Here is a 21,279-nt window from a genome sequence, read left to right on the forward strand (position 1 = left end):
ATAGCTGAACGCCCACCCGCGCGACGGCGAGTGGGCGTTCGGCTCGGATCCCGATCTGCTTATTTCACGAGCGGGAACAGGATCGTCTCGCGGATCCCGAGGCCGGTGAGGGCCATGAGCAGGCGGTCCATGCCCATGCCCATGCCACCCGACGGCGGCATGCCGTGCTCGAGCGCGCGCAGGAACTCCTCGTCAACGCTCATCGCCTCGACGTCGCCGCGGGCCGCTTCCGCGGCCTGCTGGACGAAGCGCTCGCGCTGCACCACCGGGTCGACGAGCTCGGAGTAGCCCGTGGCGAGCTCGAAGCCGCGCACGTAGAGATCCCACTTCTCCACCACGCCGGGGATCGTGCGGTGGTGGCGCGTGAGCGGGCTCGTCTCCACCGGGAAGTCCATCACGAAGGTGGGGCGCGTCAGCCCGTCCTTCACGAAGTGCTCCCACAGCTCCTCGACGAGCTTGCCGTGGTTCGGCAGCGGCACCTCGACGCCCTCGGCGTCGGCGATCGCCTGCAGCTCGGCCACCGAGGTCTCCGGCGTGATCTCGCGGCCGGCGGCCTCGGAGAGCGTGCCGTACATGGAGATGCGATCCCACTCGCCGCCGAGGTCGAAGAGCGTGCCGTCGGCCCACTCGACGACGTGCGTGCCCTCGCGCTCCGTGCCGACGTTCGCGGCGAGCGCGGCGTTCTGCACGAGATCCTGCGTGAGATCCGCGATGCCGCTGTAGTCGGTGTACGCCTGGTACGCCTCGAGCATCGCGAACTCCGGGCTGTGCGTCGAGTCGGCGCCCTCGTTGCGGAAGTTGCGGTTGATCTCGAAGACGCGCTCCAGGCCGCCGACGACGGCGCGCTTCAGGAACAGCTCAGGCGCGATGCGCAGGAAGAGTTCGGTGTCGAACGCGTTCGAGTGCGTGATGAACGGGCGCGCCGACGCGCCGCCGTGCATGGTCTGCAGCATCGGCGTCTCGGCCTCGATGAAGTCGCGCTCCGCGAAAGTCTTGCGCAGGCTCGCCATCGTGCGCGCACGCGTGACAACGTTGCGGCGCGCCTGCTCGCGCTGGATCAGGTCGAGGTAGCGCTGGCGTACCCGCGTCTCCTCGTTCAGCTCGGTGTGCATGTTCGGCAGGGGCGCGATCGCCTTCGCGGCGATCTGCCACTCGGTGACCATGATCGAGAGCTCACCGCGGCGGCTCGACGCGACCTCGCCGCGCACGAACAGGTGATCGCCGAGGTCGACGAGCTCCTTGTACGAGGCCAGCGACTCCTCGCCCACCTCTGCGAAGCTCACCATGGCCTGAATGCGCGTGCCGTCGCCCGCCTGCAGCGACGCGAAGCACAGCTTGCCGGTGTTGCGCTGGAACACGACGCGGCCGGCGACGCCGACGACGGCGCCCGATGCGGTATCCGGGGTCTCCTCCAGGTGCCCCCACTCCGCGCGCACCGCGGGGATCGTGGTCGTCACGGGGACGGTGACCGGGTACGCGCCGCCCGCGAGGCTGGCCTCAGCGTTCAGTTTGTCGCGCTTCTCCAGTCGCACACGCTTCTGCTCGAAGACCTCCTCAGCACTGACGGCCTGGGTGGCGTCGGTGGTGGCCGGCTCGGCTGCGTTCGCTGCGCTCTGATCGCTCATAGTGGGGGCGTGTCCTCCGTGATGTAACGTCCGTCGCTCGGGTTCGACGGTCCGTTCCATCCTAGGCCAGCTCGTCGGGGTGATTCGCCCCGCCATCGCGGCCGGCGGCCTCGAGCAGGGCTTCCTCGACCGCCGCGCGCACCACGCCGCCCGCGAGCTGGTCGGGACGCTCGATCCCGATCTCGCGGAGCGCGTCGGTGGTCTGCCGCACGACCGCGCGCGAGAGCTCGGCGGCCGCCGTGATCGCGTCGGCGTACGTTGCACGATCCTGCTCGCGCACGATGACGGGTTCGCCGCCCATTTCGACGGCGAGCGCCTGCCCGATCGGCAGGACCGGTGCCGGCGCGGTGACGGCGATCGTCGCGCCGGCGAGCCGGCCGAGGTCGATGCTCGTTCCCGTGAACACGATCGCCGGGTGCAGTGCGAGCGGGATCACCCCGACCGCGAGGGCCGGGCCGAACACCGCGGTGCCGTGCTCCGGGGACGTGTGGATCGCGAGCTGGCCTGGCTGCCACGCGCCGGTCGCCGCGAGCCCCGCGATGAGGCCGGGCAGTTCGTCGCCTGGCACCGCAAGCAGCACGAGCTCGGAGCGCCGCACCACCTCGGGCACGTCGAGCACCGGCACGCCGGGCAGCATGGCCTCGGCGCGCTCACGGCTCTCCGCGCTGACCGCGGAGATGCCCGTGATCGCGTGCCCGGCGCCAGCGAGCGCGCGGGCGAGCACCGGGCCGACCCTGCCTGCGCCGATGACGCCGACACCGAGCCGGGACTCCTGCGCGCTCGGGTGCATCAGGCGTCCTGGCGCGGCGGGTGGGTGGCCTGCGGGGCGCGCGCGTCGGCAAGGCGGCGCGCCTCGGCACCCTGGATGCGCAGCACCGCGACCGCGAGCTCGTCGAACACGCGCTGGCCGATCCCCAGCTCCATGCCGCGCATCTCCATGCGCACCGGGCCGAGCACCGTGTGCGCCTGGATGGCCGCGAGCCCGAGCATGCGGTGCACGAGCGGTCGGCGCAGCTGCACCGACTGGGCGCGCACGATCGGCATGATCGAGAGCGACCGGGTGAGCACACCGCGGCGGATGCGCAGCGTCGCGTCCTCGCTGCCGAGGCCCTCGAGCGCGATGCCGGCACGCGGCTTCCCCCACCAGAGCACCCAGCCGGCGCGCTTGCCGGGACCCCGATAGCCGGTGCCCGGGCCGCTCAGGCCGTTGCGCAGCGCGGCGATCTCGTCCTCGTCGTCACCGACCCCGGGCAGCAGGGTGTCGATGACGCGCAGCACGTCGGCCTCGAGGCCCACCGGCAGCACGACGTTCTGCGCTGCGTTCTGGCCGCCCTGCGCCACCGAGTGGCCCGCGGTGGTGATGCGCACCTTCCACCAGCCGAGCGGACGCCAGAACAGCGGCTGCCGCGCCTCGATCGCGTGGATCCGGCCGAACGGAATCGACTCGGTCAGCGTTGAGGTGAGGCCTGCGCCGGTGCGCACGGCGTCGCGCCCGCGGGAGAGCGTGAAGTTGAAGCCGCGGTTGAACTGGCTGAACATCACGCCAGCCATCACCACGATGAGCGGCAGGATGCCAAGAATCATGACCGGCTCGACGATCGCGCCGCCGACGATCACGGCCACCACGACGAGCAGCAGGATCACCGCCTCCCAGCTGAGCGCGATGCTGCCGAGCAGCCGGCCAACCGGCACGCGGACGAGCGCGCCGCCGGCGATCGCGTCGGGATCGACGTCGCTGTCAACGAACTCCTGCGCGCGGCCGGCGAGCCCGGTCGCGCCGGCCGCGTACACCGAACCATCGAACGCGACGGCGGCCGCACCCGTGATGCTGTCGAGGTGCGCGCCGGTCACCGCGTCACCGCGCCGCTTCTGCGCGGCGACCTGCATGATCTGCTCGCGCACGGTCTTCGCGTCGGCGTGCCCGAGGTAGGCGAGCTCCACCTTGCCGTCCTGGCCGGCGGTCACCACCTCGATCTTCGTGAGCCCGAGCGCGCGCGCCAGCATCGGACGCTGCAGGTTGACCGACTGGATGCGCTCGAGCGGGGCGCGTCGGTGATTGCGGAACAGGATCCCACTGCGGGTTTCCACCGCCTCCTCGGTGACCCGGTAGCTCGAGAATCGCCAGGCCAGCCACGAGAACAGCACGATGAGGAGGATCACGCCGAGCGCCACCCCCAGCACGATCAGCAGCAGTCCCTGCTCGACGAGGTACGCGAAAATGTCCTGCTCGTCGAATACATCGGCGAAGTCGTCGTTCTGCAGCGCCTCGCGCGCGAAGAAAAACTCGACCAGCCGATCGCGGAAGTTCGCGATGATGATGCCGCCGATGACGAGCAGCGCCAGCCCGCCACGCAGCAGCGGCGAGAGCGGGTGCATGCGGCGCCAGCCCTCGGCGTCGGCGGTGCCGGGGAGCTGTGCCGGGCTGGCGGGAGCTGGGCTCTCGGGGAGCCCGGCGCCGCCGGGCAGCCCCGCGCCGCCGGGAAGCTCGCTCACAGCCCCGACCGCCGCGTCTCCGCGAGCGCGACGAGCCGGTCGCGCAGCGCCTCGGCGTCGTCCAGCCGCAGGCCGGGCAACTGCACGCCCGTCGCCGCGGAGGCGGTGACGAACTTCAGCGTCGCGAGGCCCAGCGCGCGCAGCAGCGGGCCGCGGGTCACGTCGACGAGCTGCAGCCTGCCGTACGGCACAGCGACGACGCGCTCGAACATGATGCCGCGGCGGAAGAGCAGGTCGTCCTCGCGCAGGATGTAGCCGATCGCGCGCACGCGGCGGAACGCGAAGAGGGCGTTGATCAGCAGTGCGAGCACCACGGCGCCGAGGCCGACGAGCGGGAGCACGCGCTGATCGCCCGCGTTCACGAACACGATCACGCCCACCACGGCGCCCACGATGAGCACGAGCACGAGGTTGACGATCAGATCAGCCCAGGCGTAGGAGGGCGAGACGCGCTGCCACTCCTGCTCGCCGTTCGGCCACGGCTCGGTGACCGGCGCGGCTTGCGCGGCTGGCGCGGCGGCTGGCGCGGCGGGCGCACCTGGCGCCGGTGCGGCGGCTGACGGGGTGGCGGGAAGCGGCGGCGTGGTGCTGGGCAGTTCCTGCGGCAATGGTTCTTGGCTCACGCCTCCAGCCTAGGCCAGCGCGGGGCGCATCCACCGCGCCACGTGCCCGAACGTCAGGGTTTGCGGTAGGCGGTCTGGCCCGCCGGATCGGGATCCGGATCAGCCTCTTCCGGCGCAGCCCCGTCCCCGGGCGGGACCCTGCAGAGGTGCTCGGTGATGGCCGCGCAGACGACGAGCACGGCGCCGCCGGCGAACACGAGCACCATGGGGAGCCAGCTCTCGCTCGGGGCCGGCACACTGCGGCCGAGCAGGGAGAGCGCGAGCCCCCCGCCGAATCCGCCGAGGAGCGCGCCGACGAGCTGGCCGGCGCGCGCGGTCGCGAGGAGCCGCACCGCGTGGAACGGGTTCACGTCGCCGGCGCGTTTCAGCACGGTGCGGCGCAGCCGGATCCCGAGCGTCAGCAGCACCCCGGCAATGAGCGCGAGCATGAGGGCGAGCGAGAGCGGCGGGACGAACGGCGGAGCCCCGCGCCCCGACAGCGCGAACTGCAGCACGAGCCCGACGGCGATCCCCATCGCCCCGGCTGCGGCGACGGCCAGCGGGCCGGTGCGCTCCTCACCGCGCATGATCGCTCCCGGTCTCGGGGGGATGCGGGGCGGGTGCCTGCGGTGCGGGATCGGGCAGTGCTGGATCACGCAGTGCGGGATCGGGCAGTGCCCCGTCGACCGGCTGTGCCCCGTCGAGCGGCCGCGTCGTGTCGCCCAGGCGCGCGAGCAGCTCGGCCACGCGGCCGTGCCCCATGAGCACCGCGTCCGGATCCATCGCGAGCCAGGGCGAGAGCACGAAGTCGCGCTCGTGCGCGCGCGGGTGCGGCACCGTGAGGCGCTCATCCTGCACCACGCGACCGCCGAACAGGATGATGTCGATGTCGAGCGTGCGCGCCCCCCACCGCACGTCGCGGGTGCGGCCGTGCGCGGTCTCGACGCGCTGCGTCAGGTCGAGCAGCTCGTGCGGGGTCAGTGTGGTCCGCGCGGTGGCGACGCCGTTGAGGTAGCGCGGCGCATCAGGATCGGGGCCGTCCGGCGTCAGCGCGATCGTCTCGCGGAGCGGTGACGCCAGGAATTCGCTGATGCCTGGCGCACCCGCGATCTCCCGCTGCGCGGCGCGAATCGTCTCGCCGCGGTCGCCCAGGTTCGCCCCGAACGCGAGCAGCACGTCAACCACCTGCGCGATCATCGCTCACCCTCCCCCGCGGCGCGGCGCACCACCGACACTGAAACATCCGCGAAGCTCGCGTCGATCGGCGCGTCAGGCTTGTGCACGGTGATGCGTGCCTCGCGCACGCCCGCGAAGCCGAGTGCCACGGCGGCGACGCGCTCGGCGATCGTTTCGATGAGGTCGACCGGGTCGCGCTCCACTGCCGCGACGATCGCTTCCGCGAGCTCGCCGTAGTGCACGGTCGCGGCGAGCTCATCACCGGCCGCCGCCGCGCGCAGATCGACGGCCACCTCGGCGTCGATGACGAACTTCTGCCCGGCCTCACGCTCGAAGTCGAACACGCCGTGGTGCGCGAACACCTCAAGCCCGGTCAGGGTGATGCGATCCTGCGGGATCCGGGCGACGGGGGGCGCTGCGGCCGGGGCCGCCATGGCTGATTCCTGCTCGACTGTCTCCCGTTCAGCCGCCTTCTGCTCGGCTGTCTCCCACGCCGCCGCAACGGCGAGCGCCTGCGCGGTGCCGGCGACGTCGTGCACGCGCACTCCCCACGCACCGGCGCGAACCGCGAGCGCGCTCACGACGGCCGTCGCGAGATCGCGCTCGTCGCCGCCCGGCGCCGTCGCGCGGGCCGCAGCCGGGATCCCGGCCAGCACCTCGGTGAGCATACGCTTCCGCGATGCGCCGACGAGCACCGGAAAACCGCTGCCGCGCAGCGTGTCGAGCCCGGCGAGGAGGCGCCAGCCGTCGGCCCCGGTCTTGTCGAAGCCGAGACCCGGATCGAGGACCACGTGCTCGCGTGCCACCCCAGCCGTGACCGCCGCGCCGGCGAGCTCCTGGAGCGCCGCTCGCACCTCGGCGAGCACGTCTCGGTAGCCGGAGCGCTCGTGCGCCGGGTCGGGGATGCCCCGCCAGTGGCCGATGATGTAGCGCGTGCCGTGTTCGCGACTCGCGATCGCCGCGACGGCGTGCATGCCGGGATCGTGCAGCCCACCCGACACGTCGTTGATGAAGCTCGCTCCCACCGCGACCGCGGCAGCGGCGGTATCGGCGTGGATCGTGTCGACCGACACCGCGATGCCGTCGGCGACGAGCCGCTCGATCACGGGGAGGACACGGCGCTGCTCCTCGGCGGGCTCGACCGGGGTGGCCCCTGGCCGCGTCGATTCGCCGCCGACGTCGATGATCGTGGCGCCCTGCGCCGCGAGCGCGCGCGCCTGGGCGAGCGCCGCGTCGAGGGTCACGTAGCTGCCGCCGTCGCTGAAGGAGTCGGGGGTGACATTGAGCACCCCCATCACCTCGGCGCGGGGCGCCCCGCTCATCGCTCGGCCTCGGCCAGGTTCGCGGTGCGAGCGCTGGGCCCAGCGCCGCCCAGTAGCGCGAACACGGCAGCCTGCTCGGCCGCGTCGGCGAGCACGCCGCGCGAGGCGACCGTGAGGGTCACCGCGTCGGCCTGTCGCACGCCGCGATCCGAGACGCAGCCGTGGCTCGCCTCAAGCACCACGAGCACACCGGCCGGGGCGAGCCCATCCTGCAGCGTCTGCGCGATCTGCTCGCCCAGCCGCTCCTGCACCTGCGGGCGCGCGGCAAGCGTCTCAATGACGCGCGGGATCGCACTGAGCCCGACCACCCGGCTGCCCGGCCGGTACGCGACGTGCGCGCGGCCGCGGAACGGGAGGAGGTGGTGCTCGCACATCGATCGCAACGCGATGTCGCGCACGAGCACCAGCTCGCCGGTGTCGTCACCCACCGGAACCGCGTCGCTGAGGAACCCGGCGGGATCCGTGCCGACGCCGGCGAAGAACTCCGCGTAGGCGTCGGCGACCCGAAACGGCGTGCTTGCCAGCTCGGGGCTATCCGGATCCGATCCGATTGCGCTCAGCAGCTCGCGCACCGCCGCGGCGATGCGCTCGCGATCCACGGTTTCGTTCATCGGCGCTACCGTGCGTCGTTCGGGTCGCTCGCGGGCGGCGTCCCCAGGTTGCGCGGCGGCTCCGCGGGACTCGCGGGCGCGGCGGGCGCGGCCGGCTCAGCAGGCTCAACCGGCGCTGCGGGCTCAACCGGCGCGACCGGCTCCGCGGCCTCAGCCGGCTCCGCCGTCTGGGCCTCGCCCTGCGTCGCCTTCGCGCCGGCCTCGTCGAGCCCACCGTCGGTGCGCACCACCGCCGGGACCTCGATCGGCGGGCGATCCGACACCGGTCGATCCGTGTGCGAGAGCCAGATCGCGCGCTCAGGCAGCTTCTGCACGTCGCGGAAGATCTCGGCGATCTGGTTGTGGTCGAGCGTCTCCTTCTCGAGCAGCTCGGCCGCGAGGCGATCCAGCACGTCGCGGTTCTGCACGAGCGCCTCGTACGCCTCGTTGTGCGCCTGCTCGAGCAGCGCGCGCACCTCGGTGTCCACCGAGACGGCGACGCCCTCCGAGTAGTCGCGGCTCTGCCCGAACTCGCCGAGGAACGCTCCGGGCTGCGCCTGGCCGAGCTTCACGGGGCCGATCGAGGCCGACATGCCGTACTCGGTCACCATCTTGCGCGCGGTGCCCGTCGCCTTCTCGATGTCGTTGCCAGCGCCCGTGGTCGGGTCGTGGAACACGAGCTCCTCGGCCACGCGGCCGCCGAGCGCGTACGCGAGCTGATCCTGCAGCTCGTTGCGCGTCACGGAGTACTTGTCCTCGAGCGGGATCACCATCGTGTAGCCGAGGGCGCGGCCGCGCGGCAGGATCGTGATCTTCGTTACCGGATCAGTGTGGTTCAGCGCCGCGGCGACGAGCGCGTGACCGCCCTCGTGGTAGGCCGTGATCAGCTTCTCCTGATCCTTCATCACGCGCGTGCGGCGCTGCGGGCCGGCGATCACGCGGTCGATGGCCTCGTCGAGCGCGCGGTTGTCGATCAGCTGCGCGTTCGATCGCGCGGTGAGCAGGGCTGCCTCGTTGAGCACGTTCGCGAGATCCGCGCCGGAGAAGCCTGGCGTCTTCCGCGCGACGACCTCGAGGTCGACGTTCTTCGAGAGCGGCTTCCCCTTCGAGTGCACCTGCAGGATCTTGAGGCGGCCGGGCATGTCCGGGGCGTCGACGCCGATCTGACGGTCGAAGCGGCCGGGGCGCAGCAGCGCGGGATCGAGCATGTCGGGGCGGTTCGTCGCCGCGATCATGATCACGTTGGTCTTCGGGTCAAAGCCGTCCATCTCGACGAGCAGCTGGTTGAGCGTCTGCTCGCGCTCGTCGTGGCCGCCGCCCATGCCCTGGCCGCGGCGCTGGCCGACCGCGTCGATCTCGTCGATGAAGATGATGGCCGGGGCGTTCGCCTTGGCCTCCTTGAAGAGGTCGCGCACGCGGCTCGCGCCGACGCCGACGAACATCTCAACAAAGTCGGAACCGGAGATCGTGTAGAACGGCACGCCGGCCTCCCCCGCGACGGCACGCGCGAGGAGCGTCTTACCCGTGCCGGGCGGGCCGTACAGCAGCACGCCCTTCGGGATCCGCGCGCCGACCGCCTGGAAGCGGGTGGCGTCCTGCAGGAAGTCCTTGATCTCGTGGAGCTCCTCGACGGCCTCGTCGGCGCCGGCGACGTCCGCGAAGGTGACCTGCGGGGTCTCCTTCGAGACGAGCTTCGCCTTCGACTTGCCGAACTGCATCACCCCGCGGCCGCCGCCCTGCATGGACGACAGCATCCACCACAGCAGCGCGCCGATGAGCAGGAGCGGCAGCAGGAAGCCGAGCAGCGACCACAGCGGGTTCGGCTGCGGCACCTTGTCGGTGAAGCCGTCCTTCAGCTTCGCCTCGGTGACCGCCTCGACCACCGCGTCACCGCGCTGCGACACGTAGTAGAAGTAGACCTGATCCGTGCCGAGCTTCGTGTCGGCCTTCGTGAGCGTGAGGTTGACGCGCTGATCGCCGTCAATGATCTCGGCCTGCTTGGCCTTGCCCTCAGCGATGAACTCAAGGCCCTGCTTCGTCGGGACCTCGCGCGTGCTGCCACCTGAGAGCAGCGACCAACCGATCAGCACGATCAGCGGAGCAAGGATCAGGTAGAGGAGCGGGCCGCGGAACAGCTTCTTGCTCTTCGTCGAGCTCTTCGGAGAATTCTCTGCCAAGTCAAGGCCTTTCGAGGGTGCCGTGCCGGAGTATTCCAGCCCTTGCAAGCGTAGCCAATTCCACTGGCCGCCTACTGTGGGAATCCACTTGTCCGCTCAGGGCGCACCCCGGGTGCACTCAGGTGCGGCACGCGCGCCGCGGCACCCGGGGTGGATCCTGGCAGCGCGTCGCTACTCCTCGCCGCCGTAGACGTGGGGTGCGAGCACCGCGACGTCGCGCAGGTTGCGGTAGTTCTCCGCGTAGTCGAGGCCGTAGCCGACGACGAACTCGACCGGAATGTCGAAGCCGACGTACGCGACGTCCACCTCGACCTTGAGCGCCTCGGGCTTGCGGAGCATCGTGCAGATGCGCACCGACTTCGCCCCGCGGCTCTCGAGGTTGTCCTTCAGCCACGCGAGCGTCAGCCCCGAGTCGATGATGTCCTCGACGATCAGCACGTCACGGCCGGTGATGTCGGCGTCGAGGTCCTTCAGGATCTTCACCACGCCGCTCGACTTCGTGCCTGCGCCGTACGAGGACACCGCCATCCAATCCATCTGCGCGTGGAAGCGCAGCTCGCGGGCGAGATCCGCCATGACCATGACGGCGCCCTTCAGCACGCCAACAAGCAGCGGGGGCTCCTCGGTGTAGTCCGCTTCGATCTCGCGGGCAAGCTCGCCGAGCCGCGTGAGCAGCTCGGCCTCGGTGTGCAGTACAACGGAGAGGTCGTCTCCCAGGTGTGTGGAATCCATGCGGCTATGTTAGTGCCAGCCGCTGGGGGCCGTCGCACCGGTGCGCGTGTTGCGGCGCGGCTCAGTCGCGGGGCGCGCGCGGCGAACCGATCTGCCTCGACAGGCGCAGCAGGCCGGCGGCGCGGGCCGCCCGGATCCCCGGCACGAAGACGGGCCCCTGCCCGCGCCACTCGGTGGCGAGCGCGGCGATGCTGAGCGTGTGTTCCCGACTGAGGTGGGCGCCGAACTCGGCTCCCGCGAGCCGGATGACGCGGTGCCGGATCGCGGCTGGCAGCACGGCGAGCCCTGCGGCGGGGAGGAGGATCGTCTGCTCGTCGGTCTCCCGCAGTCCGGCGAGCGCGTCGGCAGCGAGGGCGTCCAGCGCGTCGGCGTCTTCCCGTGCCAGGTCGGCGGTGCGGGCGAGCGCCGCGGGCGCTGCCGCGCCCAGCGCGTCGACGATCACGGGCAGGATCTGCTCGCGCACCCGCACGCGGGTGAACGCCGGATCACGGTTGTGCGGATCGGCCCAGGGTTCGATCTCGAGGCGTGCGCAAGCTGCCAGCGTCACCTCGCGCGTGATCTCGGGGTCCGCGGCGAGAAACGGCCGGATCAGCTCGCACCGCTCGGCGAGCGACCGCCGCTCCGGAATGCCGGCGAGGGTGCGGGTGCCCGAGCCGCGCGCGATCCCGAGGAGCACCTGCTCGGCCTGGTCGCTGCGGGTGTGCCCGGTGAGGACCGCCCGCGCGCCGGTCGCCGCGGCTGCGTCGCGGAACGCATCGTACCTCGCGGCGCGTGCTGCGGCCTCCGGCCCGCCGGCCGCCGAGCCGGGAATCTCGACGCGGCGCACGAGCACGGGATCGAGGCCGAGCGCCAGCGCCTGCCGTTCGGCGCGGGCGGTCACCTCGGCCGAGCCGTCCTGCAGGCCGTGGTCGACGAGGATCGCGCCTGCGGATACGCCGAGCTTCGCGGCTTCCGTCGCGGTGGCTGCCGCCAGGGCGAGCGAGTCGGCGCCGCCGGAGAGCGCGACGAGCACGAGCGGTTCCGGGCCCGTGCGGGCGACAAGCTCGCGCAGCGCGCGCCGCGCTGCGCGCCGGGTGTCGAGCAGCGGCCGATCGGACATGCTCTCAGGCTACCGCGGCGCGCTTGCCCCCTGCCCTTTGCCCGCCCCAAACCCCAAACCCCACTCCCCCAAACCAGCCGGAGAAATCGCGAATCTCGGGCGCATTCTGCCGCTGGGCTCCGAGAACCCAGATTTCTCCGGCTGGTATGGGTGGGGCGGGGTATTCGGTAGGGCGTCCGCTTCATGCACGCGCTCCCGCGCCTCGTGCTGCCCCCTACCCCGGATTCACCCACCTCCCCGGCGCCCCACTCCCCCAAACCCGCAGGAGGAATCGCGAATCTCGGGGGCGTTCTGCCGCTGGGCTCCGAAAACTCAGATTTCTCCGGCTGGTTTGGGTGGGGGGGGCGGGGCGGGCGGGGTCTTCGGTTCGGGCCTCGGGAGCGGGTACGCAGCGCGGTTCGGGTACCCTGGTCCCGGCACTATTCACCGGGGCCGGCAGCTTGCCCACCCACCACACGATTGAAGGAGCGCGCATGACCGCCGCATTCGACGCAGTCATCGAGATCCCCAAGGGGAGCCGCAACAAGTACGAGGTCGACCACGAGACCGGCCGGGTGTACCTCGACCGCGTGCTCTACACCGGCTTCGTCTACCCGACCGACTACGGCTTCTTCGAGGAGACGCTCGGCGAGGACGGCGACCCGCTCGACGTGCTCGTGCTGCTCGACTACCCGGTGTTCCCCGGCGTTGGCATCAAGGTGCGCCCGGTCGGCGTCCTCAAGATGAGCGACGAGGCGGGCGGCGACGACAAGGTCATCGCGGTGCAGGCGAAGGATCCCCGCTGGGCGCACATCCAGGACGTCGCAGACATCCCGGAATACACCCGCAAGGAGATCGAGCACTTCTTCGAGCACTACAAGGACCTCGAGCCAGGCAAGTGGGTCAAGGTTGACGCGTGGGGCTCCGCGGCCGACGCCGAGCAGCTGATCGTTGAGGCGCAGGAGCGCCTCGCGGCTGAGGGCCACTAAGCCTCCACCGCCCGGCCACGGGCACACGAACGGCCCGGGATCCAGCTGGATCCCGGGCCGTTCGTGTGTGCGCCGCGCCTAGAAGTTGATGTAGAACGACGGGTTCACGAAGCCGTACCAGCCATTGTCCTGGTTGAGGCGCATCTCGAAGTGGAGGTGGCAGCCGGTGCTCGCCCCGCCCGTGGTGCCGACGTAGCCGATGACCTGGCCGGCGGACACCTGCTGCCCAGCCCCAACGGCCGCCCACGACTGCATGTGCGCGTAGCGCGTCTGCCAGCCGGTCGGGTGGTTAACCGTCACCATGTTGCCGCCACCGTATGGATCCCAGTAGGCCATGCCGACCGTGCCGCTCGCCGCGGCGACGATGGGCGTGCCGCAGCCCGTCGCGAGGTCAATACCCGTGTGGTTCGGGCGCCCGGGGGGCGCGAAGTAGTCGGAGATGTAGTAGCCGCTCGTGGGGAGCACCCAGCCGTTCGAGGAACCGCCGCCGCCGGGGTTGCCGCCGCCAGTGCCTCCACCGGGGTTGCCACCGCCCGGGTTCCCACCGCCGGTGTTCCCACCGCCACCGGGGTTCCCGCCACCGGTGCCGCCAGTGTTGCCACCGTTCTGCGCCTGCTCCGCCTGCTGGCGTGCGAGCTCCTCCTGCTGCTTGCGGTACTCCTCGGCGATGCGGGCGAGGCGCTCGGCTTCCTTGCGGCGCTGCTCCTCCTCGATACGGAGGCGCTCCTCGTAGCCGTCGACGGTCTTCGTCGTGGTGTCCTTCAGCGCGGCCAGCTGGGTCTGGAGCACGCGCTGGTTGTCCTCCTGCGCGGCGACCTTCTCGCCCTGCGTTGCGGCGGCGTCCGCGGCCTCCGCCTCGAGCGTTGCCGCGCGCTCGCGCAGCTCCTCACGCTCCTGCTCGGCGGCCTTGGCCTGCTTGCCGAGCGTGTCGGCGGTGTTGGCGGCCTGCTGGGCCTCCTCGGACAGCTGCGTGTTGCGCTCCGTGGCCTTCGACATCGAGGCCATGCGCTCGAGCAGCGCGTCGGCGGTGCTCTCGTCGGCGTCGAGAAAGAGCTCCATGCTGCGGTCGACGCCGCCGGAGCGGTACATCTGGGCGACCAGCACGCCGGCGCGGGCCGCGGCCTCCTCGGCTTCCTTCTGGCTCTGCTCGGCCTGGGCGCGCAGCTGCTGCGCGCGATCGGCGGCCTCGCGCGCGTTCGCGTCGGCGACGTTGAGCTCCTGGAGCTTCGTTGCGTGCAGGTTGCGCAGCCGGTCGAGCTCCTTCTCGCCTTCCTTGATCAGCCCCTCGATCTCGGTGACCTTCTTGGCCGCCGCGGCCTCGTTGTTCTTCGCCGCCTGGACGTCGTCCCAGGTGGGGAGGTCGAGCGCCTGCGCGGGAGCCGGTGCGCTGGTGAGCGATCCGCCAACGAGCAGACCACCCGCGAACGCGCCGGCGCACAGCACCCCGATCGCGCGCTTTGGCCAGCTGGTCTTTCGCTTCTGCATATCGCCTCGCATCCGTTCCCGGCAGAATAATCCGCTTTTACGCTAGCACCCGCCCCCTCATCGTGAGTAGGCCTCGGCTGAACACTGCGCGTCAGACCCCCGAACTGAGCCGGGATTGCGGGCATTTCAGTGCGACACGCGGCGCTCCGGGTGTGGCACCCCTGCCCGGGTGCGTGCGCGGCCCGCGTGCAACTCGCCTGGCGCCTACGCCTCGTCGAGCAGGTCGGCGGCGAAGAGCGGCCGCGCCGCGTCGGCGGCCGGCGGGTGGAACATGCCGGCCGCGGCGTCCCGGACCAGCCTGCTCGCCTCGTGCCCCGCCGCGAAGCCGGAGCCCCCGGCGCACAGGAGCGCCACTTCCGCGGTGCGCCGGGCCGCGGCCGTCGCGTGCAGCCGCGTCCCGACGAGGCGCGGCGACCAGCCGGCCCCGTGATCCACGAGTTCGTCGAAGTCGCGGGCGGTCGCGTCGAGCAGGCCGGGCACCGCGAGGTAGTCGAGGTGCGCGTCGGCGATCCGCACGCGCGACTCCGGCACGTCCGCCAGCGTTCCCCCGGCCCGCGCGGAGCGGCGCGCACGCAGCCCGGCCGCGGCAACGTCGAGCGCCCGCCGCGCCACCCCCGTGTAGACGGACGCGATGAGCAGCTGGAAGTTCGCGGCGATCGCGAAGGTGAGCAGATCGGGATCGGGGCCGACCGGCAGGCGGCGCACCACCCGCTCGGCGGCGAGCGCGACGTCGTCGAGCCGTGTCGCGCGGCTCTGCGAGGCGCGCATGCCGAGCACATCCCACTGATCCGACACGGTGATCCCCGGGGTGTCCCGGGTGACCAGGCCGTAGACGAGCGTGCGCCGATTGGGGTCGCTCTCGTCGACCCCGTGCGTGAGCAGCCTGGTCCAGACGGGCGAGAGGGAGGTGAAGATCTTCGTGCCCGTGAGGCGGTAGCTGCCGTCGGCCTGCGGCACGGCCGCGGTGGTCGAGTCGCTCAGCACGAAGTCGTTGCCCGGCTCGCTGATGCCAAACGCGAAGATCTCGCCGGCCATCGCCTCGGCGAACACGGCGTTGAGCGAGTCGTCACCGCGCTCGCGGAGCGCGCGTGCGACGCCCGTGCACATGAGGTGCATGTTCACGGCGAGCGCGGTGGCCGGGGCGGCCCCGGCGAGCCGCTGCTGCAGGCGCGACACCTCGTGCAGCGTGAGCCCTGGCCCGCCGAACTCGGCGGGAACGAAGAGGGTGAGGTAGCCGTGCGCGCGGAGTTCGGCGAGGTCTTCCGTGAAGAAGCCGTTCGTGCGATCGGTCTCCGCGGCGCGGCCGCGGATCCGCTCGATCAGTTCGGCCGGCAGGAATCGCTCCGCCAGTTCCGCGTGCCGTGTCTCCCGATCAGCCAATTCGCCCGCTCCTTCACTTCTGCGGCGCAGGCGCGCCGCACGCTCCACGATACGCGCGCTCCCGGTGGCGGTGAAACGCGTACCGCGCGGGATCGCTGCCTCCGGTTCCGCGGTCGGATCGGCCGGCGCCCGCCGAGACGCCCTTCTCCGTCAAGGTGCTGCGGGTGGAGAATGCGTTGGGCGACGACCACTTCCCCAGCTCACGAGCCGTTCACCGCGGCACTGACCCGCGCGGGCGCGAGCGTGCCGATCACGCTCCCCCCCTCGGCGACGGCGAGGTCGCTCACCGTCGCGTCGAACGCCGCCGCCAGCTCCGCCGCGTCCACGATGAGGGCGTGCGTCCGCGTGCCCGAGCCCAGCGCGATGCGGCCGGAGCGCAGCCGCTCGTCCATGAACACCGGCCACTGCTGCGTCGCGCCGAGCGGCGTGATCGTGCCGCGCTCGTACCCGGTTGCGGCGAGCGCGCCGTCGGCGTCGGGCAGCGAGAGCTTGTTCACGCCGAGCAGCGCGCGGAGCTTCGGCCACGAGAACTGGGCCGCGAGCGGCGCGATCACGAACACGAACTCCTCGCGCCGCTGCACCACGATCGTCTTCGCGATCGGCACGCCGCCGAGCATGCCGTCGGCCGGCGGCCCGTCCCCGCCGCGGGCGACGAACTCGACGGTGAGGCCGCGCGCGGCTGCGTCCTTCGCTGCGCGTGAAACGGCTGGGTTCTCGGTCATGCGGTGCTCCCTCGGTGTGCGGCGTCTCCTCCGCACAACGCCGCGGGGCGGCCGGGGATTCCCCGGCCGCCCCGCGCACGTCGCGCAGCGCTGGATCAGTCGGCCGCTGGCGCGACCACCTCGTTCGAGCGCGTGTGCAGGTCGACACCCTTCGTCTCCTTCACGAGCGAGACCGCGATGAAGGAGATGATCGTCACGCCGAGGATGTACGCACCGATCGTCCACGACGCTCCCGTCGCCCCGAACACGAGGTCCGCGATCATGGGGGCGAACGCACCGCCGAAGATCGCGCCGATCGCGTAGCCGATGGAGACGCCGGAGTAGCGAACATCGGCGGGGAACATCTCGGCGTAGAGCGACGCCTGCGGCCCGTACGACAGCCCGAGGCCGATCGTCATGAGGAACAGTGCGACGAAGTACATCCACAGGTTGCCCGTGTCGATGAGGAACCACATCGGGATCGCCCAGATGCCGAGCAGCGCGTAGCCGATCTGGAAGGTGCGCACGCGACCGATGCGATCCGACAGGATCCCGCCGTAGAGCGTGAAGAAGAGCCACCCGAACGACGCGAGGGTCGTCGCGAGGAGCACGGGCGGGCGCTCAAGACCCAGGCCGCCGTCTGCCACCGGACGAGTCGCGTAGGTCGAGAAGAATGCGATGAGCAGGTAGCCGGCCGCGTTGTTCGCGATGAAGATGAGTGCGGCGAGGAGCACCTCGCGTGCGTGCTTCGAGAACAGGGTCTTGAGCGGCGTGGCCGACTCCCCCTTGCGCTGCTGCAGCTGCTTGAACACCGGCGACTCCTCCACCGTCTTGCGGATGAAGTAGCCAACGATGATGAGCACGATGGAGAAGAGGAACGGGATGCGCCAGCCCCACGTGAGGAACTGCTCCTCGGTGAGCGTGGTCGTGATGACCCACATGGTCGCGGTCGCCAGGATCATGCCGAGCGGCACGCCGATCTGCGGGTAGGCGCCGAAGAAGCCGCGCTTGCCCTTGGGGGCGTGCTCAACGGACATGAGTGCTGCCCCGCCCCACTCGCCGCCGGCCGAGAAGCCCTGCAGCACGCGGAGCAGGATGAGCAGCACGGGGGCCGCGATCCCGATCTGGGCGTAGGTGGGGAGCACGCCGATGAGTGCGGTGGCGACGCCCATCATGATGAGCGTGAGCACGAGCATGCGCTTGCGCCCGAGTCGGTCGCCGAGGTGGCCGGCCACGATCGCGCCGAGTGGCCGGAACAGGAATGAGATGCCGAGCGAGGCCCAGGAGACGATCTGGCCGACCGTCTCGCCCGCCGGCGCGAAGTAGAGGGTGGCGAAGACCGCACCCGCGGCCTGAGCGTAGATGAAGAAGTCGTACCACTCGATCGTGGTACCGACGACGGTGCCCGCGAGCACCTTCCGCTCTTCGGCGCGGCGAGCTTCGGCCCGCACGGCGTCACTTCCGGCTACTGCAGTGTCTGTCATTGAGAACTCCGTTGTTCGTCCGCTGCTGCTGGATATCCTAACCGAACGGTCGGATAGCAATCGAGTGTACACACACGTCGAAGCGACCGCGACCCGGGCGGGCCGCGGTCGTCACCGACGCCGCGCTCAGTGCTCCGAAGTGTTCGGGAAGTCCTCGAAAATCAGGAGCGTGCGCGAGGTGCGCACCGAGGGAATCGACTGCACCTCCTCGAGCACCACCCGCCGCAGGTCGCGATTGTCGCGGGCGCGCACGAGGAGCAGCACGTCGAACTCGCCGCCGACGAGCGCGATGTGCTCGATCTCGGGGATTTGTTTCAGCCGCTCGCGCACCTCCTGCCAAGCAGGCTGTTCAACGGAGAGCGTGACGTAGGCGGACGAGTGGAGCCCCGAGCGCACCGGGTCAGTGCGAATCGTGAATCCGGTAATCACGCCGGCCTCACGGAGCCGGCCGAGGCGGGCGTGCGCGCCCGCTCGGGAGATGTGCACCGCCTCAGCAATCGCGGTCATGGAGGCCCGCGCATCGGTGCGCAGCACCTCGATGATCGCCCGATCCGTGTCGTCCAGTTCCACCGCAGACCCTCTCCGCACCACGCCGCGTTGCGGAGTGCATTCGTACGCAATCGTCGCACCTTTTGCGCACTTCGTCCACGCAGAACCCGAAATTGGCAGACGATCATTACGCTGAGGCCCACAGAACACGAAATCTTGTCAGCTCAAGGAGGAGCCGTGTCCAGTTCAGCGCAATCGCTGCTGCCCCGAGAGACCCCGGTCCAGCTCATCGATCCCTCCGGCACCCGGGTTGCCGATGCCGAGTTCGCCGCCCCAGCACCCGACGCGCTCGTCGCCGCGTACGGCGACCTCGTCGCCGGCCGCCGCATCAACGATCAGTGCAACGCGCTCGTGCGCCAGGGCCGCCTCGCGGTCTACCCGTCGTCCACCGGCCAGGAGGCCTGCCAGATCGCCGCGGCCCGCGTGCTGCGCGACACCGACTGGCTGTTCCCCACCTACCGCGACTCGGTGGCGGTGATCGCGCGCGGCGTCGCCCCCGAGCAGGCCATGGTGCTGCTGCGCGGCGACTGGCACTCGGGCTACGACCCGCACGAGCGCCGCGTCGCCCCGCAGGCGACGCCGCTCGCCACGCAGCTCCTGCACGCGGTGGGCTTCGCGCACGCCGCGAAGCTGCGCGGCGAGGACACCGTGGTGCTCGCGATGTGCGGCGACGGCGCGACGAGCGAGGGCGACTTCCACGAGGCGCTGAACTTCGCGGCGGTGTTCGGGCTCGCCGTCGTCTTCTTCGTGCAGAACAACGAGTTCGCGATCTCGGTGCCGCTGTCGCGCCAGACCGCTGCCCCCTCCCTCGCGCACAAGGCCGTCGGCTACGGCATGCCGGGCGAGCGCGTCGACGGCAACGACGTCGCCGCGCTGCTCGCGGTGCTCGGCGCGGCCGTCGAGCGGGCGCGCAGCGGCGCGGGCCCGAGTCTCGTCGAGGCGCACACCTACCGCATGCTCGCGCACACGAACGCCGACGACGACACCCGCTACCGCGAGCACGAGGACGTGCAGGCGTGGCTCGCGCGGGATCCGCTCACGCGTGTGCGCGAGCACCTCCGCGGCCTCGGGGCGCTCGACAACGAGACCGAGACGCGCTTCGCCGCGGCGGCCGATCAGACCGCCGCCGAGCTGCGGGAGGTGATGCACGCGGAGCCCGAGGTCGATCCCGCGCAGCTGTTCGCGCACGTGTTCGCCGAGCGGCCCGCAATGCTCACCGCGCAGTGGCACCTGCTGCAGGACGAGATCGCACGAACGGAGGCCCCAGCATGAGCACCGCAACACTGACGGATCGCCCGACTCCCCCGCGCGCCGAGCGCGCGCCGGCCGTCGAGACCATGACGATGGCGGCAGCGCTCAACCGCGCGCTCGCCGACGCGCTCGCGGCCGACGACCGCGTGCTCATCTTCGGCGAGGACGTCGGCGCGCTCGGCGGCGTCTTCCGCATCACCGACGGGCTCACCGCACGCTTCGGTGAGCACCGCTGCTTCGACACCCCGCTCGCCGAGTCGGGGATCATGGGCACCGCGGTCGGGATGGCGATGAACGGCATGATCCCGGTCGTTGAGATGCAGTTCGATGCGTTCGCACTGCCCGCGTTTGAGCAGGTGGTGAGCCACGTCGCGAAGCTCGGCAACCGCACGCGCGGCGCCACGCGCATGCCGATCGTGATCCGGATCCCGTTCGGCGGCGGCATCGGCGGCGTCGAGCACCACTGCGACTCGTCCGAGGCGTACTACGCGCACACCCCCGGCCTGACCGTCGTCTCGCCGTCCACCCCGCAGGAGGCGTACTCGCTGCTGCGCGCCGCGATCGCCTCCCCTGATCCCGTCGTGTTCATGGAGCCGAAGAAGCTCTACTGGTCGAAGGGACCGGTCGACACGTCCGTCACCGCGGAGCTGCGGGAGGCGCGCGTAGTGCGCGAGGGCACCGACGTCACGCTCATCAGCTACGGCCCGTCCGTGCCCGTCGCCCTCGCGGCCGCCGAGGTGGCTGCCGTCGACGGCCGCAGCGTGCAGGTGGTCGACGTGCGCACGCTCACCCCGTTCGACGACGCGACGGTGATGGCCGCGGTGCGCGGCACCGGCCGCGCCGTCGTGATCGCCGAGGCCCCGGGCTTCGCGAGCGTCGCGTCAGAGATCCAGGCGCGCGTGTTCGAGCAGTGCTTCGAGTATCTCGAGGCGCCCGTGCGCCGCGTCGCCGGCTTCGACGTGCCGTTCCCCTCCCCCAAGTTCGAGCACTGGAACCTGCCCGATGTCGACCGCGTGCTCGACGCGATCGACTCGCTGCACTTCCAGGAGGACGAACGATGAGCGTGCAGACCTTCCTCCTCCCGGATCTCGGCGAGGGGCTCACCGAGGCGGTGCTCGTGCGGTGGACCGTCGCGGTGGGCGACTCGATCGGGATCGATGAGGTGATCGCCGAGGTGGAAACCGCGAAGAGCATCGTCGACCTCCCCTCCCCGTACGCCGGCACCGTGCTCGCGCGGCACGGCGACGAGGGCGGCANGTGCTCGCGCGGCACGGCGACGAGGGCGGCACGATCCTCACGGGCGCGCCGGTGATCGAGATCGAGGACGGCGCGGCGGCCCCGGCTGGCGGAGCTGGCGGAGCTGGCGGAGCTGCGAGCGAGGGGCCCGCCGAGCACGAGGCGTACCGGGCCGAGGAGCAGGCGGGCTCCGGCAACGTGCTGATCGGCTACGGCACCGGGGCCGGGCCGGCGAAGGGGCGGCGGCGCCGGCGCGGGGCGAGCGAACGAGCGGCCGAGCGGGCCGTTGCGCCGCCGGCCGGGCGGCCCGAGGCGCAGGCTGCCGAGCCGGCTCCCCACGCGGCAGTCAGGCCGGTTGCCGTGCGTTCCCCCATCGTGCGGCGGCTCGCGCGCGAGCTCGGGATCGATC

General features: G+C 71.5%; 20 protein-coding genes and 1 pseudogene. 5 read left to right on the forward strand and 16 right to left on the reverse strand.

Annotation, left to right across the window (positions count from 1 at the left end; genetic code table 11):
- Positions 1-59 precede the first annotated feature (59 nt).
- From lysS to tilS, 11 genes are all read right to left on the reverse strand, one after another.
- Entirely contained in the window at positions 60-1,625 is a 1,566-nt protein-coding gene (gene lysS / locus EGM46_RS04650; RefSeq protein ID WP_125099002.1) for a lysine--tRNA ligase, read from the reverse strand.
- Between the two features lie 61 nt (positions 1,626-1,686).
- Complete coding sequence (locus EGM46_RS04655; RefSeq protein ID WP_125099003.1) at positions 1,687-2,415, reverse strand: Rossmann-like and DUF2520 domain-containing protein; 729 nt, start codon at positions 2,413-2,415, stop codon at positions 1,687-1,689.
- Complete coding sequence (locus EGM46_RS04660; RefSeq protein ID WP_241156179.1) at positions 2,415-4,118, reverse strand: PH domain-containing protein; 1,704 nt, start codon at positions 4,116-4,118, stop codon at positions 2,415-2,417. Before EGM46_RS04660 ends, EGM46_RS04655 begins: the two co-directional genes overlap by 1 nt.
- Positions 4,115-4,741: a PH domain-containing protein gene (locus tag EGM46_RS04665; protein WP_431194064.1), complete on the reverse strand. Its 627-nt coding sequence runs from the start codon at positions 4,739-4,741 to the stop codon at positions 4,115-4,117. The genes EGM46_RS04660 and EGM46_RS04665 overlap by 4 nt, the downstream gene beginning before the upstream one ends.
- Before the next feature lie 53 nt (positions 4,742-4,794).
- On the reverse strand, positions 4,795-5,307 hold the full coding sequence (locus EGM46_RS04670; protein ID WP_125099004.1) for a DUF3180 family protein: 513 nt from the start codon (positions 5,305-5,307) through the stop codon (positions 4,795-4,797).
- The gene (gene folK / locus EGM46_RS04675) at positions 5,297-5,917 is read right to left on the reverse strand and encodes a 2-amino-4-hydroxy-6-hydroxymethyldihydropteridine diphosphokinase (RefSeq protein WP_125099005.1); all 621 of its coding nucleotides are present in this window, start codon (positions 5,915-5,917) and stop codon (positions 5,297-5,299) included. Before folK ends, EGM46_RS04670 begins: the two co-directional genes overlap by 11 nt.
- A complete protein-coding gene (folP, locus tag EGM46_RS04680; protein WP_241156180.1) occupies positions 5,914-7,218 on the reverse strand; it encodes a dihydropteroate synthase in 1,305 nt (434 codons plus the stop codon). Before folP ends, folK begins: the two co-directional genes overlap by 4 nt.
- Positions 7,215-7,829, reverse strand: coding sequence for a GTP cyclohydrolase I (gene folE, locus EGM46_RS04685; RefSeq protein WP_125099006.1), 615 nt, complete (start codon positions 7,827-7,829; stop codon positions 7,215-7,217). Before folE ends, folP begins: the two co-directional genes overlap by 4 nt.
- Positions 7,830-7,834: 5 nt before the next feature.
- Positions 7,835-9,985, reverse strand: coding sequence for an ATP-dependent zinc metalloprotease FtsH (ftsH, locus tag EGM46_RS04690; protein WP_125099007.1), 2,151 nt, complete (start codon positions 9,983-9,985; stop codon positions 7,835-7,837).
- Between the two features lie 171 nt (positions 9,986-10,156).
- Positions 10,157-10,717, reverse strand: coding sequence for a hypoxanthine phosphoribosyltransferase (gene hpt, locus EGM46_RS04695; protein WP_125099008.1), 561 nt, complete (start codon positions 10,715-10,717; stop codon positions 10,157-10,159).
- A 61-nt stretch (positions 10,718-10,778) separates the two neighbouring features.
- The gene (tilS, locus tag EGM46_RS04700; protein ID WP_125099009.1) at positions 10,779-11,816 is read right to left on the reverse strand and encodes a tRNA lysidine(34) synthetase TilS; all 1,038 of its coding nucleotides are present in this window, start codon (positions 11,814-11,816) and stop codon (positions 10,779-10,781) included.
- 473 nt (positions 11,817-12,289) lie between these two features.
- Between tilS and ppa the strand changes: the two genes are divergently transcribed.
- The gene (gene ppa / locus EGM46_RS04705) at positions 12,290-12,784 is read left to right on the forward strand and encodes an inorganic diphosphatase (RefSeq protein ID WP_125099010.1); all 495 of its coding nucleotides are present in this window, start codon (positions 12,290-12,292) and stop codon (positions 12,782-12,784) included.
- A gap of 78 nt (positions 12,785-12,862) precedes the next feature.
- Here the strand turns inward: ppa and EGM46_RS04710 are convergent, their stop codons facing one another.
- The 5 genes from EGM46_RS04710 to EGM46_RS04730 form a co-directional block, all read right to left on the reverse strand.
- Positions 12,863-14,269, reverse strand: coding sequence for a peptidoglycan DD-metalloendopeptidase family protein (locus tag EGM46_RS04710; protein WP_125099011.1), 1,407 nt, complete (start codon positions 14,267-14,269; stop codon positions 12,863-12,865).
- Between the two features lie 204 nt (positions 14,270-14,473).
- Entirely contained in the window at positions 14,474-15,649 is a 1,176-nt protein-coding gene (locus EGM46_RS04715; protein ID WP_125099012.1) for an acyl-CoA dehydrogenase family protein, read from the reverse strand.
- A 200-nt stretch (positions 15,650-15,849) separates the two neighbouring features.
- The gene (locus tag EGM46_RS04720) at positions 15,850-16,371 is read right to left on the reverse strand and encodes an aminoacyl-tRNA deacylase (protein WP_125099013.1); all 522 of its coding nucleotides are present in this window, start codon (positions 16,369-16,371) and stop codon (positions 15,850-15,852) included.
- A gap of 95 nt (positions 16,372-16,466) precedes the next feature.
- Positions 16,467-17,834 carry an MFS transporter gene (locus tag EGM46_RS04725; protein WP_125099014.1) on the reverse strand — a complete coding sequence of 456 codons (1,368 nt, stop codon included), beginning with the start codon at positions 17,832-17,834 and terminating at the stop codon, positions 16,467-16,469.
- Between the two features lie 126 nt (positions 17,835-17,960).
- Complete coding sequence (locus EGM46_RS04730; protein WP_206427498.1) at positions 17,961-18,404, reverse strand: Lrp/AsnC family transcriptional regulator; 444 nt, start codon at positions 18,402-18,404, stop codon at positions 17,961-17,963.
- A 156-nt stretch (positions 18,405-18,560) separates the two neighbouring features.
- Here EGM46_RS04730 and pdhA point away from each other — a divergent pair, with 156 nt between their 5' ends.
- The 4 genes and pseudogenes from pdhA to EGM46_RS04745 form a co-directional block, all read left to right on the forward strand.
- Positions 18,561-19,655, forward strand: coding sequence for a pyruvate dehydrogenase (acetyl-transferring) E1 component subunit alpha (pdhA, locus tag EGM46_RS04735; RefSeq protein WP_125099015.1), 1,095 nt, complete (start codon positions 18,561-18,563; stop codon positions 19,653-19,655).
- On the forward strand, positions 19,652-20,695 hold the full coding sequence (locus EGM46_RS04740; RefSeq protein WP_125099016.1) for a transketolase C-terminal domain-containing protein: 1,044 nt from the start codon (positions 19,652-19,654) through the stop codon (positions 20,693-20,695). The genes pdhA and EGM46_RS04740 overlap by 4 nt, the downstream gene beginning before the upstream one ends.
- Complete coding sequence (locus tag EGM46_RS14840; protein ID WP_206427499.1) at positions 20,692-20,946, forward strand: biotin/lipoyl-containing protein; 255 nt, start codon at positions 20,692-20,694, stop codon at positions 20,944-20,946. Before EGM46_RS04740 ends, EGM46_RS14840 begins: the two co-directional genes overlap by 4 nt.
- Positions 20,892-21,279 (forward strand): annotated as a pseudogene (locus EGM46_RS04745) (2-oxo acid dehydrogenase subunit E2); the annotation flags it as partial. The gene EGM46_RS14840 and the pseudogene EGM46_RS04745, both read left to right, overlap by 55 nt.

Origin of the sequence: Leucobacter chromiireducens (assembly GCF_003917135.1) — a bacterium.
GTDB lineage: Bacteria > Actinomycetota > Actinomycetes > Actinomycetales > Microbacteriaceae > Leucobacter > Leucobacter chromiireducens_A.